This is a genomic window from Pseudomonas sp. St316 (assembly GCF_018325905.1).
Lineage (GTDB): Bacteria > Pseudomonadota > Gammaproteobacteria > Pseudomonadales > Pseudomonadaceae > Aquipseudomonas.
This window is the reverse complement of the sequence record NZ_AP021901.1, coordinates 3,370,525-3,386,067: the sequence shown is the minus strand read 5'-3', so window position 1 is coordinate 3,386,067 and position 15,543 is coordinate 3,370,525. Positions and strand designations below refer to the sequence as shown.

At 62.1% G+C, this 15,543-nt stretch carries 9 protein-coding genes; 7 read left to right on the top strand and 2 right to left on the bottom strand.

Annotation, left to right across the window (positions count from 1 at the left end):
• The first annotated feature begins 134 nt into the window (after window positions 1-134).
• Together KI237_RS15175 and KI237_RS15170 are read left to right on the top strand one after the other, a co-directional pair.
• Complete coding sequence (locus KI237_RS15175) at window positions 135-3,155, top strand: autotransporter serine protease (RefSeq protein WP_249410754.1); 3,021 nt, start codon at window positions 135-137, stop codon at window positions 3,153-3,155.
• 63 nt (window positions 3,156-3,218) lie between these two features.
• Complete coding sequence (locus KI237_RS15170; RefSeq protein WP_212800518.1) at window positions 3,219-5,072, top strand: polyurethane esterase; 1,854 nt, start codon at window positions 3,219-3,221, stop codon at window positions 5,070-5,072.
• 247 nt (window positions 5,073-5,319) lie between these two features.
• Here the strand turns inward: KI237_RS15170 and KI237_RS15165 are convergent, their stop codons facing one another.
• Window positions 5,320-5,544, bottom strand: a complete 225-nt coding sequence (locus tag KI237_RS15165; protein WP_003201785.1) for a YgdI/YgdR family lipoprotein — start codon at window positions 5,542-5,544, stop codon at window positions 5,320-5,322.
• Window positions 5,545-5,764: 220 nt separating this feature from the next.
• Between KI237_RS15165 and KI237_RS15160 the strand changes: the two genes are divergently transcribed.
• From KI237_RS15160 to KI237_RS15145, 4 genes are all read left to right on the top strand, one after another.
• The gene (locus KI237_RS15160) at window positions 5,765-7,474 is read left to right on the top strand and encodes a VRR-NUC domain-containing protein (protein WP_212800517.1); all 1,710 of its coding nucleotides are present in this window, start codon (window positions 5,765-5,767) and stop codon (window positions 7,472-7,474) included.
• Window positions 7,471-9,813: an ATP-dependent DNA helicase gene (locus tag KI237_RS15155; RefSeq protein ID WP_212800516.1), complete on the top strand. Its 2,343-nt coding sequence runs from the start codon at window positions 7,471-7,473 to the stop codon at window positions 9,811-9,813. Before KI237_RS15160 ends, KI237_RS15155 begins: the two co-directional genes overlap by 4 nt.
• Window positions 9,814-9,927: 114 nt before the next feature.
• A complete protein-coding gene (locus KI237_RS15150) occupies window positions 9,928-11,856 on the top strand; it encodes a hybrid sensor histidine kinase/response regulator (RefSeq protein ID WP_212800515.1) in 1,929 nt (642 codons plus the stop codon).
• 121 nt (window positions 11,857-11,977) lie between these two features.
• Window positions 11,978-12,514: a hypothetical protein gene (locus tag KI237_RS15145; protein ID WP_212800514.1), complete on the top strand. Its 537-nt coding sequence runs from the start codon at window positions 11,978-11,980 to the stop codon at window positions 12,512-12,514.
• Between the two features lie 12 nt (window positions 12,515-12,526).
• On the opposite strand, the gene KI237_RS15140 is transcribed toward KI237_RS15145, so the two are convergent.
• The gene (locus KI237_RS15140) at window positions 12,527-13,864 is read right to left on the bottom strand and encodes a cation:proton antiporter (protein WP_212800513.1); all 1,338 of its coding nucleotides are present in this window, start codon (window positions 13,862-13,864) and stop codon (window positions 12,527-12,529) included.
• A 288-nt stretch (window positions 13,865-14,152) separates the two neighbouring features.
• Between KI237_RS15140 and KI237_RS15135 the strand changes: the two genes are divergently transcribed.
• On the top strand, window positions 14,153-15,538 hold the full coding sequence (locus KI237_RS15135) for an iron-containing redox enzyme family protein (RefSeq protein ID WP_212800512.1): 1,386 nt from the start codon (window positions 14,153-14,155) through the stop codon (window positions 15,536-15,538).
• Window positions 15,539-15,543 lie beyond the last annotated feature (5 nt).

The following is a 15,543-nucleotide window of genomic DNA, read 5'->3' as shown; positions in this document are numbered from 1 at the left end:
GGGCAAGTCCCGTCAGGTCGTGCAAGCCAAAGGATTTCTGCAACAACTAAGGATGGTTCGTGATGAAAATCGATAACAAAAAACAGCCCGGACAGACGGGCCGCGTGTTTCTGCTCAAGACCCTCAACCACTCCATGCTCTGCGCCCTGGCGACCTTGGGCACGGCCCAGGCGACGCCTTATGTCGAGAGCGGCAGGGCGGGCAACCCGGACAGTTGGCGCAGCAGTGAATTCAACGCCGAATGGGGGCTGGGGGCAATCAACGCGCAGCAGGCCTACGCCGCCGGGTATACCGGCAAGGGCGTCAAGCTGGGGATCTTCGACCAGCCGGTCTATGCGGCCCATCCAGAGTTCTCCGGCACCGATAAAGTCGTGACCCTGGTCACCAGCGGCATCCGCGAATACACCGACCCCTACATCCCAGTGAAGGCCGGCGATCCGTTCCGCTACGACGGTTCGCCCACCGTCGGCTCCGACGGCAAGCTCGGTTCCCACGGCACCCATGTCGGCGGGATCGCCGGCGGCAGCCGCGACGGCAGCCCGATGCACGGCGTGGCGTTCGATGCGCAGATCATCAGCGCCGACAACGGCGACCCGGGGCCCGAAGACGGGATCATTCGCGGCAACGATGGCGCGGTGTACAAGGCCGGTTGGGACGCGTTGATCGCCAGCGGCGCACGCATCATCAACAACAGCTGGGGCATCGGCATCACTGATCGTTTCGACCAGGGCGGCCGCGATCCGGCGTTCCCGCACTTCACCGTGCAGGACGCGCAACTGCAATTCGACCAGATCAAGCCGCTGCTGGGCACCAAGCCCGGCGGCGCCTACGAGGGTGCCATCGCCGCGGCCCGCAGCGGGATCGTGACGATCTTCGCCGCCGGCAACGACTACAACCTCAATAACCCCGATGCCATTGCGGGCCTGGCGTACTTTGTGCCGGACATCGCGCCGAACTGGCTCACCGTGGCGGCGCTGCAAGTCAACCCGGACACCGCCAGCGCCGATCCATACACCATCAGTACCTTCTCGTCACGCTGCGGCTACACCGCCAGTTTCTGCGTGTCGGCACCGGGCACCCGAGTCTACAGTGCCGTTATCGGCGGCACCGGTGCCGACGACCTGACCGTCGGCTACGCCAACAAAAGCGGCACCTCCATGGCCGCGCCTCATGTCGCCGGCAGCGTGGCGGTATTGATGGAGCGCTTCCCATACATGACCGGCGCCCAGGTCGCCAGCGTACTGCGCACCACCGCCACCGACATGGGGGCGCCGGGTGTCGATGCGTTGTACGGCTGGGGCATGATCAACTTGGGCAAGGCCATCGACGGTCCAGCGATGCTGGTGACCGAGCAGGACATTCCCGAAGCATTTCGCATCGACGGCGCTTATGGCTCCGGCCAGTTCGTGGTGGACCTGCCGGGCATTGGCGCGCTCATCGATGCCGGCAAATCCACCGAGCGGGTGTGCAGTGGCATCCAATGTGGCCTGGACGTTTGGCGCAACGATATCGCCGGCCACGGCGGTCTGACCAAGGAGGGCATCGGCACCCTGGTGCTCACTGGCGCAAACACCTACAGCGGGCCAACCCTGGTCAACCAAGGGCGACTGGCAATCAATGGTTCGCTGGCGTCGGCCGTTACGGTCAATGACGGCGGCATCCTCGGCGGCAACGGGCGCATCGCCAGCCTGACCGCCAACCGCGGCGCCAGCGTGGCGCCAGGTAACTCCATCGGCACGTTGCAAGTGGCCGGCGATGTGACGTTCCAGCCCGGTTCGAACTATGCGGTGCAAGTTTCGCCCACCGCCAGCGACCTGATCGTGGCCGATGGCAAGGCGTCGATTGACGGGGCGACGGTGTCGTTGTCCCTGGAAAACAGCCCGACACTGCTGACGGCCGGCGAAGTGAAAAGCCTGCTGGGCAGGCAGTTCAATATCCTGCAGGCCGCCGATGGTATTGACGGGCGCTTTGCTGAAGTCTTGCCCAACTATGCGTTTCTGGGGGGCGACCTGGCGTACAGCGCCAGTGGCATTCAACTGGTGGTCGAGCGTAACGATGCGTCATTTGCCAGCCTCGGCCTGACGCCTAACCAGCGTTCCGTCGCTTCGGCCGCCGAACAACTGGGCGCGGGCAACGGACTCTACGAAGCCTTGCTGCTTTCGCCCAGCGCCGTCGTGGCGCAACAGGCATTCCAACAACTGTCCGGTGAAATCCATCCGGCCATCGGCACGCTGCTGATCAATGACAGCCGCCAAGTACGCGACGCCGTGGGGGATCGCCTGCGCCAGGACGCATTGTACGACGCCGGTACGCCGACCGATGCCAGCAGCAATGCCTGGTTCAAGGTGTTGGGCGCTTGGGGCAAGAACGACGGTGGACATGACCAAGCCAGTACAACCAGCGCCATCGGTGGCTTGCTGGCCGGTGTCGACGGCCTGATCAGCGACCAGACGCGACTAGGCTTCGTCACCGGTTACAGCGACAGTTCGTTGAGCATGGGTGACGGCACCCATTCCTCGGCCAAGGCCGACAGCTATCACCTGGGCGTCTACCTGGGGCATGAAGTCGACGCGCTGCGCCTGACCGTCGGCGGCGCCCACAGCTGGCACCGCATCGACGTCAAGCGGGACCTGCAATGGGGGGACGTCAGTGGCCGGGAGAAAACCAAGCGCGATGCCCGGACCACCCAACTTTTCACCGAAGCGGCGTATCGCCTGGATTTGCAACCGTTAGCCCTGGAGCCGTTTGCCAACCTGGCCTATGTGCACCTGGACAGCGACGGCTTCCATGAGAAAGGCGACAACGCAGCCCTGCACGCTGGCGACGACCGTCGCGATGCCGTGCTCTCGACCCTGGGCGTGCGGGCCAGCCACACACTGGCCCTGTCGGATCAACAGCAACTGCAGCTGTCCGGCTCCCTCGGCTGGCAGCACAACCTTAGCAGCACCACGTCCGAACAGGACCTGGCATTTGCCGGCAGCAGCAACACCTTCGCGGTGCAGAGCGTGTCCATGGACCGCAACGCCGCTGTGGTCGGTGCCCGTGCGGGGCTTGCGGTCGCCAAGGATGTGCGGGTCAACCTTGATTACAACGGCTTGCTCGGCTCCCGGGATAAAACCCATGGCGTGGGCCTGACGCTGGATTGGCAGTTCTGACCAGGCGCAAGGAAGTCTTACCACCCGGTTCCCGCATTCCAACAACAACAGAGAGCAACAACCATGGGTATCTACGACTACAAGAACTTCGGTACAGCCGAATCCAAGGCTCTGGTCAGCGACGCAATGGCGATCATGCTGTATTCCTACCACAACCTCGACAATGGCTTTGCCGCCGGTTACCAGCACAACGGCTTCGGTGCCGGCCTGCCGGCGACCCTGGTCACTGCACTGCTGGGGGGCACCGACTCTCAAGGGGTGATTCCCGGCGTGCCGTGGAACCCCGACTCGGAAAAACTGGCCCTGGAGGCGGTCCAGAAGGCCGGCTGGACGCCCATCAGCGCCGCGCAACTGGGCTACGCCGGCAAGGTGGATGGACGCGGGACATTTTTCGGTGAAAAGGCTGGCTACACCACCGCGCAGGTAGAGATCCTCGGCAAGTACGACGCCGAGGGGCACTTGCAGGAAATCGGCGTGTCGTTTCGCGGCACCAGCGGCCCTCGGGAAAACTTGATTGGCGATTCCATCGGCGACGTGATCAACGACCTGATGGCCGCGTTGGGCCCCAAGGACTATGCAAAAAACTACGTCGGCGAAGCCTTTGGCAACCTGCTCGGGGACGTCGCCAAGTTTGCCCAGGCCCATGGCCTGGCGGGCAACGACGTGCTGGTCAGCGGCCACAGCCTGGGCGGGCTGGCGGTCAACAGCCTGGCAGACTTGAGCGCGAGCCAATGGTCAGGGTTCTACTCCAGTGCCAACTACATTGCCTACGCCTCGCCAACCCAGAGCAGTACCGATAAGGTCTTGAACATCGGTTACGAGAACGATCCGGTGTTCCGCGCCCTGGACGGCTCGACGTTCAACCTCGCATCGGTGGGGGTGCACGATGGGCAACAGGCATCGACCACCAACAACATCGTCAGCTTCAACGACCACTACGCTTCGACGGCATGGAACGTGTTGCCTTTTTCCATTCTCAACATCCCCACCTGGATTTCCCACCTGCCTACCGGCTATGGCGATGGCATGGGCCGGATCATGGGCTCGGTGTTCTACGACCTCACCGAAAAAGACTCCACCATCCTCGTCGCCAACCTGTCGGACCCCGCGCGTGCCAATACCTGGGTGCAGGACCTCAACCGCAATGCGGAAACCCACACCGGCAGCACGTTCATCATCGGCAGCGACAGCAATGACCTGATCCAGGGCGGCCAGGGCAACGACTACCTGGAAGGCCGTGCTGGCAATGACACCTTTCGCGATGGCGGCGGCTACAACGTGATCGTGGGCGGGCAGGGCAGCAACAGCCTGCAACTGCAGCAGTCGGTGAAGGCTTTCAGTTTTGCCCATGACGGGGCCGGGACGCTGTATATGCGCGACGCCCATGGCGCGATCAGCATCACCCGCGACATCGGCACGCTGGTCAGCAAAGAGTCCGGGTTGTTCTGGGGGCTGCTCAAGGATGAGGTGAGCCACAGCGTCACCGCCAATGGCCTGGTGGCCGGCGCCAGCCTGACGGCGTATGCCTCCTCGATCAAGGGCAGCGCGGCCAACGACACCCTGGTGGCGGGGGCGAAGGGTGACTGGCTGTTCGGCCAGGACGGCAACGATGTGTTGGTGGGCGGCGCGGGTAACGACACCTTCGTCGGTGGTGCCGGCAATGACCAGATGCAAGCGGGAGCCGGCAGTGACACCTTTCTCTTCAACGGCGCCTTCGGCCAGGACCGGATCAGCGGTTACGAGGCCGGGGACAAGCTGGTGTTCCTCGGTGTACCCGGCGCCGGGACGGGGCATGACTACAGCCAGTACCTGTCACAAGTGGGCAGCGACACCTTGCTCAAGGTCGGCGACAGTTCCGTGACCCTCGTGGGGGTTGGTCTCGGTCAGGTTGGCGGCGAAGGGATCGTGTTCGCCTGATATCGCTATCGCGAGCAAGCTCGCTCCCACCGGGGTTCACAGGTGTTTGCAGTCTTTGTGTTCACCGCCGGACCTTGTGGGAGCGAGCCTGCTCGCGATTGGGCCGGCACTTAGCACTGTGACTGATCCACCGCTATCGCGAGCAAGCTCGCTCCCACAGGGGATTTTGGGTGTACGCAGGATTTGTGTTCACCGCCGAACCTTTGTGGGAGCGAGCTTGCTCGCGATGGCGATGTATCAGGCGAACTCAGTCTTCCTTGCGAATGGTTGCCACATCATCGGCGCGGACCCGGACTTTCCTGCCGGAAATATCCTCGAACTCGTAGAAACCGTCGGCGGTGCGGGTATTGGGGGTGTCCTTGGTCAAATACTGGGTACCGTTCTGCAAGGTCACCACGGTTGGCGACGCGCAGCCAGCCAGTGCCAGAAATGCCACGGCGACCATGGGCAGGCCCAGAAACCTGATGTTCATAACCATAACCTCTCAATCAAAAGGACACGGAGCAACTGATTCGACCGCGCCATCACATTAGTCAACCGCCTTTGGTCTCGCTTGCCGTAGGAAAGTTCATCGCTAGCTGAAGGATTTCACCTTAAATATAGGAGACCGTTCATCTTTTGCTGTTGCCTGGCTGGTTTACAGCTGTTATCTGTATGCATAACCAGTATCCGATATCCTTGGCGTTCTTTCCGTGGCAGTCCGTTCCCTCGACGATCCGTTTTACTACCTGAACAACTTCCAGCAGGTGCTCGCCTGGTTGACGCAGCGTTATGCCGATGTGCTCAGCACCGACGAGCAGCGCTTCATCGACCACTTCGCAGCGCTGCCGCGTGGCGCCCAGGGTTTGCTGGTGCGGATGGTGATGCGCAAGGGGCTACGGTTTCGTCATAGCAAGCTGCATTACCCGGAAATTGGCGACATCGGTGCCGCCGTCGCGCCATTGCTGGCGCTGGGTTGGGTCGAAGAACAGGCCCCCATCGGGCTCGTCGAACTGTTCGAGGTGCTGCTCAAGCCGGAAATTCTCCTGTGCCTGGGCCACCTGATCGAACACCCCAAGGCGAAAAAGACCGAATGGCTCCAGGCCTTGGACGAACGCTTCAACCCGCCCCAGCCGTTCGATGCCTGGTGCCCGCAGTTGGACGACCGGCTCTACAGCCTGACGATCATGAATCTGTGTGACCGGCTGCGGTTGATGTTTTTCGGCAACCTTTACCAGGATTGGTCGGAATTCGTCCTGGCTGACCTGGGCATCTTCACCTACGAAACCGTCAAGTTCAGCGCCGAGTCGCGGGGCTTGCGCAGCCGTGAAGATGTCGATGCCTGCCTGTTTCTGCACGACTGCCAGCAGCGCTTCGAAGCCGGCGAGCCCCTGGAAGAGATCGTCGCCCAAGTCCACGAGCTGTCCCCGGACAATCCGTGGCTGGAGCGGCGTCGGGGCAAGCTGTTGTTCCTGATCGGCCAGCACGGCGAGCGCATCGGGGACTTCGCCTTGGCCTTGGGCATCTATCGAGATTGCACTTATCCGGGGGCGCGGTTGCGGATGGTCCGGGTGCTGGAGCGCATCGGCGAATACGCCCTGGCCCTTGAACTGGGTGAGGTGGCGATGCAGGCACCGCAAAGTGCCGCCGAAAACCAGGCCTTGCTGCGGATCGTCCCGCGCCTGCGGCGCAAGTTGGGCGGCCCGCCAGTGCCACGCAGCATGGCCCGGGAAGTGGAGCGCCTGGAGCTGCAACTGCCTCGCGTCGATCCGACCTTGTCGGTGGAGTACCACGTCCAGGCCCACCTGCACGACGAAACCGCGCCGGTGCATTACGTCGAGAACAGCCTGATCAATTCGCTGTTCGGCCTGTTGTGCTGGCCGGCGATCTTCGCGCCGTTGCCGGGCGCGTTTTTCCACCCGTTCCAACGCGGGCCGGTGGACCTGCTCCACGAAGATTTTCACGCCCGTCGCACCGAGTTGTTTGCGGCCTGCCTGGCAGAGTTGGACGATGGCCGCTATCGGCAGACCATCGGCCGTCGCTACGCCGAAAAGTGGGGGGTGCAGTCGCCTTTCGTATTCTGGGGCGCGCTGTCCGAGCCCTTGCTGGAGCAAGCCCTCGATTGCCTGCCAGCCGTGCATCTCAAGCATTGGTTCCAGCGTCTTCTGCAGGACATCAAGGCCAACCGCGCCGGCATGCCGGACCTGATCCAGTTCTGGCCGCAGCACAAGACCTACCGCATGATCGAAGTCAAAGGCCCTGGCGATCGGCTGCAAGACAACCAATTGCGCTGGCTGGAGTTCTGTCATGAACACCAGATGCCCGTTGCCGTTTGCTATGTGCAATGGGCAGATGCCCCCACAGGGTATGAGTCACCACCGATCACCTGTGGGAGCGAGCTTGCTCGCGATGGGGCCGCATGACCCCAACACCCAGCTACAGCATCGCCGTGCGGGCATTATGTGAGTTCACCGCCAAGGTGGGTGACCTTGACCTGCGCTTCACACCGTCGCCCACGGCTCTGGAAGGCATCGCCGGCCATCGCACCGTGGCCTCGCGGCGCAGCGAGGGTTATCAGGCTGAAGTGGCCCTCGAAGGTCATTACCAGACACTCGCAGTCAAAGGCCGGGCCGATGGCTACGACCCCGTTCGCCACTGCCTTGAAGAAGTGAAGACCTACCGGGGCGACCTGGCCGGGCAGCCGGCCAATCATCGCCAGTTGCATTGGGCCCAGGCGAAAATCTACGGCGGGTTGATGTGCCAAAAACTGCAATTGCCGCACATCGACGTGGCCTTGGTGTACTTCGACATCGTCAGCGAAAAGGAAACCTGCATCACCCAACGTTTCGAGGCGACACAACTGCAAGCCTTCTTCGAAACGCAATGCGCGTTGTTCCTGGCCTGGGCCGAACAGGAAATGGCCCATCGACAGGCGCGCAACCTCGGCGCGCAATCGCTGGTTTTTCCCCATGCGGGTTTCAGGCCGGGGCAACGGCACCTGGCCGAATCGGTGTTCAAGGCCGTCAGCACTGGCCGCTGCCTGATGGCCCAGGCACCCACGGGCATTGGCAAGACCGTTGGCACGCTGTTCCCGCTGCTCAAGGCCCTGGCACCGCAGCAACTGGACAAGGTGTACTTCCTCACGGCGAAAACCCCGGGGCGCAAGTTGGCCCTGGATGCGGCGCGCGTGATCACCCACGGCGCGTCGTCAATGCCATTGCGGGTGTTGGAAATGATCGCTCGGGACAAGGCTTGCGAACACCCGGACAAGGCCTGCCATGGCGAATCCTGCCCGCTGGCCCGTGGTTTCTACGACCGCTTGCCGGGCGCCCGGGCAGCGGCGAGCCAGGTCACGTTGCTCGATCAGGCGGCGTTGCGCGAGATTGCGCTGGCCCATGAGGTCTGCCCGTATTACCTCAGCCAGGAAATGGCCCGCTGGGCCGACGTGGTGGTGGCCGACTACAACTATTACTTCGACTTCAGCGCGTTGCTCTTCGGCCTGGCCCAGGCCAACGGCTGGACTGTCGCGACCTTGGTGGATGAAGCCCATAACCTGGTGGAGCGCGGGCGGCAGATGTACAGCGCGACCCTCGACCAGGCCACGCTGGCCAGCGTGCGCAAAACCGCCCCTGAACCGCTGAAGAAATCCCTGGACAGGATCAATCGCCAGTGGAACGCCTTGCATACGCCCCAGGTGGCGGCCTATCAGGCCTATGAAAAACTGCCGGAAAAGCTGCTCCAGGCCCTGGCGAGCTGTACCACGGCTATCGGCGATTACCTCAACGATCATCCCCAAGGCCTGGACAGCGGATTGCAGGCGTTCTACTTCGACGCCTTGCAGTTTGGCCGGGTGGCGGAAACCTTCGACGAGCATTTTTTGTTCGACATCCACAAGCGCGAACTTGGTCGTCAGCGCAGCCTGTCTACGCTGTGCCTGCGCAACGTGGTGCCGGCCGCATTCCTGCGTCCCAGGCTGACGGCCGCCCGCAGTACGGTGCTGTTTTCGGCAACCCTGAGCCCTCGACACTACTATGCGGACTTGTTGGGGACGCCGGGCGACACGGTGTGGATCGACGTGGAGTCGCCGTTCAAGGCCGAACAGCTGGACGTGCAGGTTATCAGCCGCATCTCCACCCGTTTTGCCCACCGCCAGGCCTCCCTGGAGCCGATTGTCACGTTGATGGCCCGCCAGTTCAGCGAACGACCGGGCAACTACCTGGCCTTTTTCAGTAGCTTCGACTATTTGCAGCAAGTGGCCGGGCTGTTTGCCGAACGCTACCCGCAGATCGAACGCTGGACGCAATCGCGCGGCATGGGCGAAGCCCCTCGGCAGGCGTTTATCGATCGTTTCATGGAACACAGCCAAGGTATCGGCTTTGCGGTACTGGGCGGCGCATTTGGCGAGGGCATCGATTTACCGGGTTCACGCCTGATCGGCGCCTTCATCGCTACGTTGGGGCTGGCACAGTTCAACCCAGTCAATGAGCAGATGAAACAGCGCATGGCGGCGATCTTCGGCGACGGCTACGACTACACCTACCTGTACCCCGGTTTGCAAAAAGTCGTACAGGCGGCCGGCCGCGTCATCCGCACCCAGCAGGATCGTGGGGTGGTGATGCTGATCGACGATCGGTTTGGCGAAGCGAGGGTGCAGCACTTGTTGCCCCGCTGGTGGTCTGTTACTCAAGAGGCCCACAAATCCCCTTGTGGGAGCGAGCTTGCTCGCGATGGCAGAATGTCAGCCAGCATTGATGCAAACTGACCCACCGCTATCGCGAGCAAGCTCGCTCCCACAGGGTGTAAGGCTTGAGGAATTTTCCTGGCGCCCGACTTGCGCCATACTCCGCAAAAAAGTCCATACGGATGCCCCGCCCAGATGCTCGAGAAAGACTCCAAGACCTTGCTCATGAACGAGGAACAGCGCTTTCGCCTGCTCATCGACGCGGTGGTCGACTACGCCATCTACATGACCGACCCCTCGGGCATCATCACTAGCTGGAACTCCGGCGCCAGGCGGTTCAAGGGCTACGAGGAATCCGAGATCCTCGGCCAGCACTTCTCCCGTTTCTACACCGATCAGGACCGCGCCGCCGGCCTGCCGCAACGAGCACTGGACACGGCCGTGCATGAAGGGCGCTTCGAAGGCGAGGGTTGGCGTGTGCGCAAGGACGGCACGCTGTTCTGGTCCCATGTGGTGATCGATCCGATCATCGACAGCCAGAGCGGCGCCTTGCTCGGCTTCGCCAAGATCACCCGCGACCTGACCGATCGCAAGATGGCCGAGGAAACCCTCAAGCAAAGCGAGCAGCAGTTCCGCCTGCTGGTGCAAAGCGTCACCGATTACGCCATCTACATGCTCGACCCGCAAGGCCAGGTCACCAACTGGAACCTGGGGGCGCAGCGGATCAAGGGTTATCTGCCGGCCGAAGCCATCGGTCGGCATTTCTCGATGTTCTACACCCCCGAGGACCGCGACGCTGGCGAACCACAACGCGCGCTGAGTATCGCCTCCAGCGAAGGGCGTTTCGAGAAAAAGGGCTGGCGCATGCGCAAGGATGGCACGCGGTTCATGGCCCATGTGATCATCGATGCGATCCGCAGCGACACCGGCATGCTGCTGGGATTTGCGAAGATCACCCGCGACATTACCGATGCCACCCAGGCCCAGCAGGCCCTCGAGCAGGCCCGCGAGGCGCTGTTTCAATCCCAGAAACTGCAAGCCATCGGCCAGCTTACCGGCGGCATCGCCCATGATTTCAACAACCTGTTGACGGTCATCCTTGGCAACCTGGAAATCGTGCGCAAGCGCATGCCCGACGAGCCGAAACTCACTCAATTGCTAGACAACGCGACCCAGGGCGCGCTGCGCGGGGTTTCGCTGACCCAGCGCATGCTGGCGTTTGCCCGCCGGCAAAAACTCACCTACGAATCGGTCGAGCTGACGGCCCTGGTGCAGGGGATCAGCGGCCTGCTGCAAAGCTCCCTGGGCCCGTCGATACACATCCAGACCCGTTTCGCCGAGGCGCTGTCGCCAGTGCTGGCCGATGTCAACCAACTGGAACTGGCGATCCTCAACCTGGTGACCAACGCCCGGGACGCCATGCCCCATGGCGGCAAGCTCTTGATTACTGCCGATGAGTGGCAAGGGGGTGATGCGGCCCCGGACAAGCCGATGGCCCCCGGGCGTTACATTTGCCTGGCGATTACCGATGAAGGCGAGGGCATGGACGAGGCCACGTTGGCCTCGGCCGTGGAGCCGTTCTTCACCACCAAAGGGGTCGGCAAGGGGACCGGCCTGGGGTTATCCATGGTGCATGGCCTGGCGGAACAGTTGGGAGGCCGCCTGACCCTCAGGAGCCAGAAAGGTGTTGGGACTACTGCGCAATTGTGGCTACCTGTGGCTGACAATCCGGCACTGGGCAAAGCATCTATCCAGGAGACGACGCAGCCAGTCGACGAGTTGACAGTGCTGGTGGTCGACGATGACAGCCTGGTGCTCACCAGCACGCGCCTGCTGATCGAAGACCTCGGGCACCGGGTCCTTTGCGCGCCATCGGGCGCCCAGGCACTGGCGCTGCACGAGTGCAACCCGGATATCGACCTGGTGATCACCGACATGGCCATGCCGCAGATGGACGGTGCGCAGTTGGCGAAACTGTTGCGCGATCGCCAACCGAACCTACCCATCATCCTGGCTACCGGTTATGCCGAACGCCTGGAGGGTTTCGCCACGCAATTGCCTCGATTGATCAAGCCGTTCAAGCAAATTGACCTGGTGCAGATCATTGCGCAAACGATGAAATGACAGGCACTCGTTCCCCTTGCCACAAGGTGGTTCGTTTCGGTCTCTGATCCATTGGCTTGAACTTGCCGCGCGCCGGGTTCTTCTAATGAGTCCGAATCAACACCGAGACACAGCCACCCCAATGCCCAGAATACTCACCGGGCCAACCCCGGAAGAAGAATTGACGGAACACAACGCCAAACTGTTTGGTTCGCCCAAGGAACGACTGGATTTCTATCGCCGGGAGATCCAGTACGAAACCAGCATCCTGGCCAACCGGACCGACGCGTACCTGGCCGCCCAATCCTTCCTGGTAATCGCATTCGCCTCGTGCATGGCCAACCTGAACCCGGAGTGGGGCAAGTTGTTCACGCTGATCGTGCCGCCATTTCTGGCCTTGCTGGGTTTCTTGAGTTCGCTCAATGCCTGGCCGGGCATCAAGGCGGCCTACGAGATCATCGATCATTGGCATTTCAAGCAGAGCGAGTTATTGCGCGCCGAACCCTTGATGGGCCTGGCGTACGACGAGTCGCCGCTGTTCAGCGAGCGGGAGTCGACGCACAAAGGCTACCGCAAGTCGCTGCTGTTCTCGGTGCGTACGCCCTGGATCTTCGCCACTTTCTGGGTGTTGTTGGGGGTGTATTCGGTCTATATCCAGATGGGCAATCCTGGCGGTTGAGACACACTTGCCTCAGCCCGAATGCTTGTGGCGCTCATACCATGCCAGGGTCGGTTGGGTCGTGACACCGTGGACCAGAATGCTCAACGCCACCACCGACAGAGTGAGGTTGATGCACCGTTGCGCCACCTCCGGTTGCAGGTCATGGTTCAAGGCGAAAAACAGATAAAACAGGCTGCCAATCCCGCGAATGCCAAACCAGCCGATCAGCAGCCGTTGCGGTCTGTCGAGCAATCGCCCCCAGGGTATCGCCAGCACACTCAACGGGCGGATGACGGCAAACAGCAAGGCACCGATCGCCAAGGCCTGCCAATCCCAATGGTTGGCCAGCACGATGCCGAGCAGGGTCACCAGGAACACCTCCATCGACCGCTCCACCAGGCTGCCGAACGCGAGCATGTCGCTCATCATGACCCCAGCGGCCAATTGACCATCGTCCAGCGACTCGGTATCACCCAGGACCGCCTGCTGGGGATCGACGGTTTCGTGGCCCACCACCGGTAGCACCAGGTGTTCTGCCGGCAGTGCCGCTTCATCGGTGGACTTGACCTCAGCCTGGCGCAGCCCCAGGCCGGCGGCGAACACTGAGAGGAAGCCGTAGCCCTGGACCCACTCGGCCACGACGTAAGCCAAGGCAATCAGCGCCAGGGCCAGGTAGTCATTGGGCGACAGCGTACTGTCGGCATTCCTGATACGCATCGACAAGGTCAACTTGCCAATCCCGCGGCCCATCCAGTAGCCGACCAGCAAACCGGCCGGCACCGCCCAGAGGACCTTGTGCAACAGCCATTCACCGAGAAAACCGCTGCCGTCTTCACGCAACATCAACAGGCCGAGGATCACAAAAGGGAACGCCGTCCCGTCGTTCAGTCCCGCTTCCCCCGACAGGCCGAAACGTACCCGGTCGTCATCCCGCGCATCGTTGACCTGCACCAGCGCCGCCAGCACCGGATCGGTAGGTGCCAGCATCGCGCCCATCAGCATCGACACACCCCAACCGAGCCCGAACAGATAATGCAATGCCAGGCACAGGCCGGCGATGCACAGGATCATCACCGGCCCGGCCAGCCCATAGGCCACCTGCCAGGTGCGGTCCTTGAGGGGCAGGCGCAACTTGAGGCCGCTGACGAACAGCGAAAACACCACCGCGACTTCCGTGAGGTGTTCCATCCAGACCGACGAGTCGCTGATGTCCAGCTTCAGCACGTCCAACCCCAGCGGCCCGATAGCGACGCCCAGCACCAGGCACATCGCCGAGGTGGTGACGGGCATCCAGCGCAGATAAGAGGAGGTCAAGGCCAGGGTCAGCAACACGGCGCCAAGCACCGCTACCCATGTTGTGAAGGTCATCGTTGCTCCTTGGGTATCGGATAGGCCAGCCGCAACGCAGTGATGAGCGACCAATATCAAACCTTGTGGCGCGGGGATAAATCCCCTCGCCACAAAAGGTGCAGTTGGCGGTATTGGTGCACTTGCCTCTTATTCGAGGCCCAGGGTGAAGCGAGGGTTCCCACCAAAGCTGCATGGCTCCGTTTATCCGCCTGGCATTCAACCCAACGGAATTTTTCGTCGTTGCCGGCGCTCTGCAACAGAAGAGACGTGCTGATTCAGCGTCCGCCGAAAACCCAAGAGGCCCTTATGACTGCGCTGACACCCCTCCAATCCCGGCCGGCTACCGTGCACCCTGTCACGCCTGACGGGCATGTACGCCAATGCTATGAACGACTGTTCCAGGGCCCCGATGATGCTGGCCAGCAAGCACACGCCCAAGCGTTCCTCCAGGAATGCATCGCCAAGGCCGCGGCGCTTGCCCAGGAGATGCCCGATGACCCCATGGCGCTGCAGGCCTGGGTCGAGCAACACAGCGCCAGTGTGGCCCGGCAATACGCGGACTACCTGGAACGGCGCAAAAATGGTGGCGCGCGGGAGTTTTTCAGCGGCAAGGCCCACGCCCTGTACTTCCTCCAAGCCGTGGCGCCGACCAAGCGGGTCGACGGCGCCTGGCTGTATGGCGTGGTCAAGCACTGGCATGACCACCGTTTCGAAGGGCTGCTGTGCACCTACCTCGAAGAATTGGGGGACGGCCATCCTGCGCAAAACCATGTGGTGCTCTATCGCAAGTTGCTCGCCGAGCACGACCTGTCGGACGCCCCGGACATCGACGACGACCTCTATTTGCAAGGCGCCGTGCAACTGGCCCTGGGTTATGCCGGCGACGAATACCTGCCGGAGGTCATCGGCTACAACTTGGGCTACGAACAATTGCCGCTGCATCTGTTGATCAGCGCCTATGAGCTGAGCGAACTGGGCATCGATCCGTACTATTTCACCCTTCACGTCACCATCGACAACGCCAGCACCGGCCACGCCCACAAGGCCGTGCAATCGCTGCTGCAACTGATGCCGATGGAAGCGGACCGTGAAGCCTTCTGGCATCGGGTGACGTTGGGTTATCGCCTCAATGACCTGGGGCAAGGCAGTCGAGCCATCATCGGTTCGTTCGATCTGGATCGAGAAGTGCTGGACATGCTTGAACGCAAACGCCCGTTCGGCCAGCACATGCACTCTGATTACTGCAAATTTGAAGGCAAGACCGTCAACCAGTGGCTCTCGGCGCCGGGCCAATTGGAAGGGTTCCTGGCGGCCATGCAGAACAAGGGCTGGATCAAGCGCCATGAAGACCCACAGAACAGCCGCTTCTGGACACTGATCGACGGGGCTGGCGCAGCCATGTTTGGAGTATTTAGCCCCTATGAAAAACAGCTGCTGCACGATTGGATAGCCGGTGACTGGCTGGACGAGGGCACAAGGGCTGGCGTGCGGCGCGGTCCGGTTGCCGCTTGCGAGCCAACGACGCCGATGGATGATCCCGATGTACAACGCTTGCAACAGGCACTGCGAGGCCGGGCGCCCGACGAGCAGATGCAGGTCCTGATGCCCTGGCTCTCTGCCCGTTGCCACAGCCATCCGGCCGGGCTGCTGGCAACCCGCCGGTTCATCGAACTCAAATCCGCACTTCGCTAGGGAGC

Bases quoted from the DNA above. Each gene is read 5' to 3' on its own strand.
- KI237_RS15175 (WP_249410754.1), top strand. From the start codon at position 135: ATGCTCTGCGCCCTGGCGACCTTGGGCACGGCCCAGGCGACGCCTTAT.
- KI237_RS15170 (WP_212800518.1), top strand. From the start codon at position 3,219: ATGGGTATCTACGACTACAAGAACTTCGGTACAGCCGAATCCAAGGCT.
- KI237_RS15165 (WP_003201785.1), bottom strand. From the start codon at position 5,544: ATGAACATCAGGTTTCTGGGCCTGCCCATGGTCGCCGTGGCATTTCTG.
- KI237_RS15155 (WP_212800516.1), top strand. From the start codon at position 7,471: ATGACCCCAACACCCAGCTACAGCATCGCCGTGCGGGCATTATGTGAG.
- KI237_RS15150 (WP_212800515.1), top strand. From the start codon at position 9,928: ATGCTCGAGAAAGACTCCAAGACCTTGCTCATGAACGAGGAACAGCGC.
- KI237_RS15145 (WP_212800514.1), top strand. From the start codon at position 11,978: ATGCCCAGAATACTCACCGGGCCAACCCCGGAAGAAGAATTGACGGAA.
- KI237_RS15140 (WP_212800513.1), bottom strand. From the start codon at position 13,864: ATGACCTTCACAACATGGGTAGCGGTGCTTGGCGCCGTGTTGCTGACC.
- KI237_RS15135 (WP_212800512.1), top strand. From the start codon at position 14,153: ATGACTGCGCTGACACCCCTCCAATCCCGGCCGGCTACCGTGCACCCT.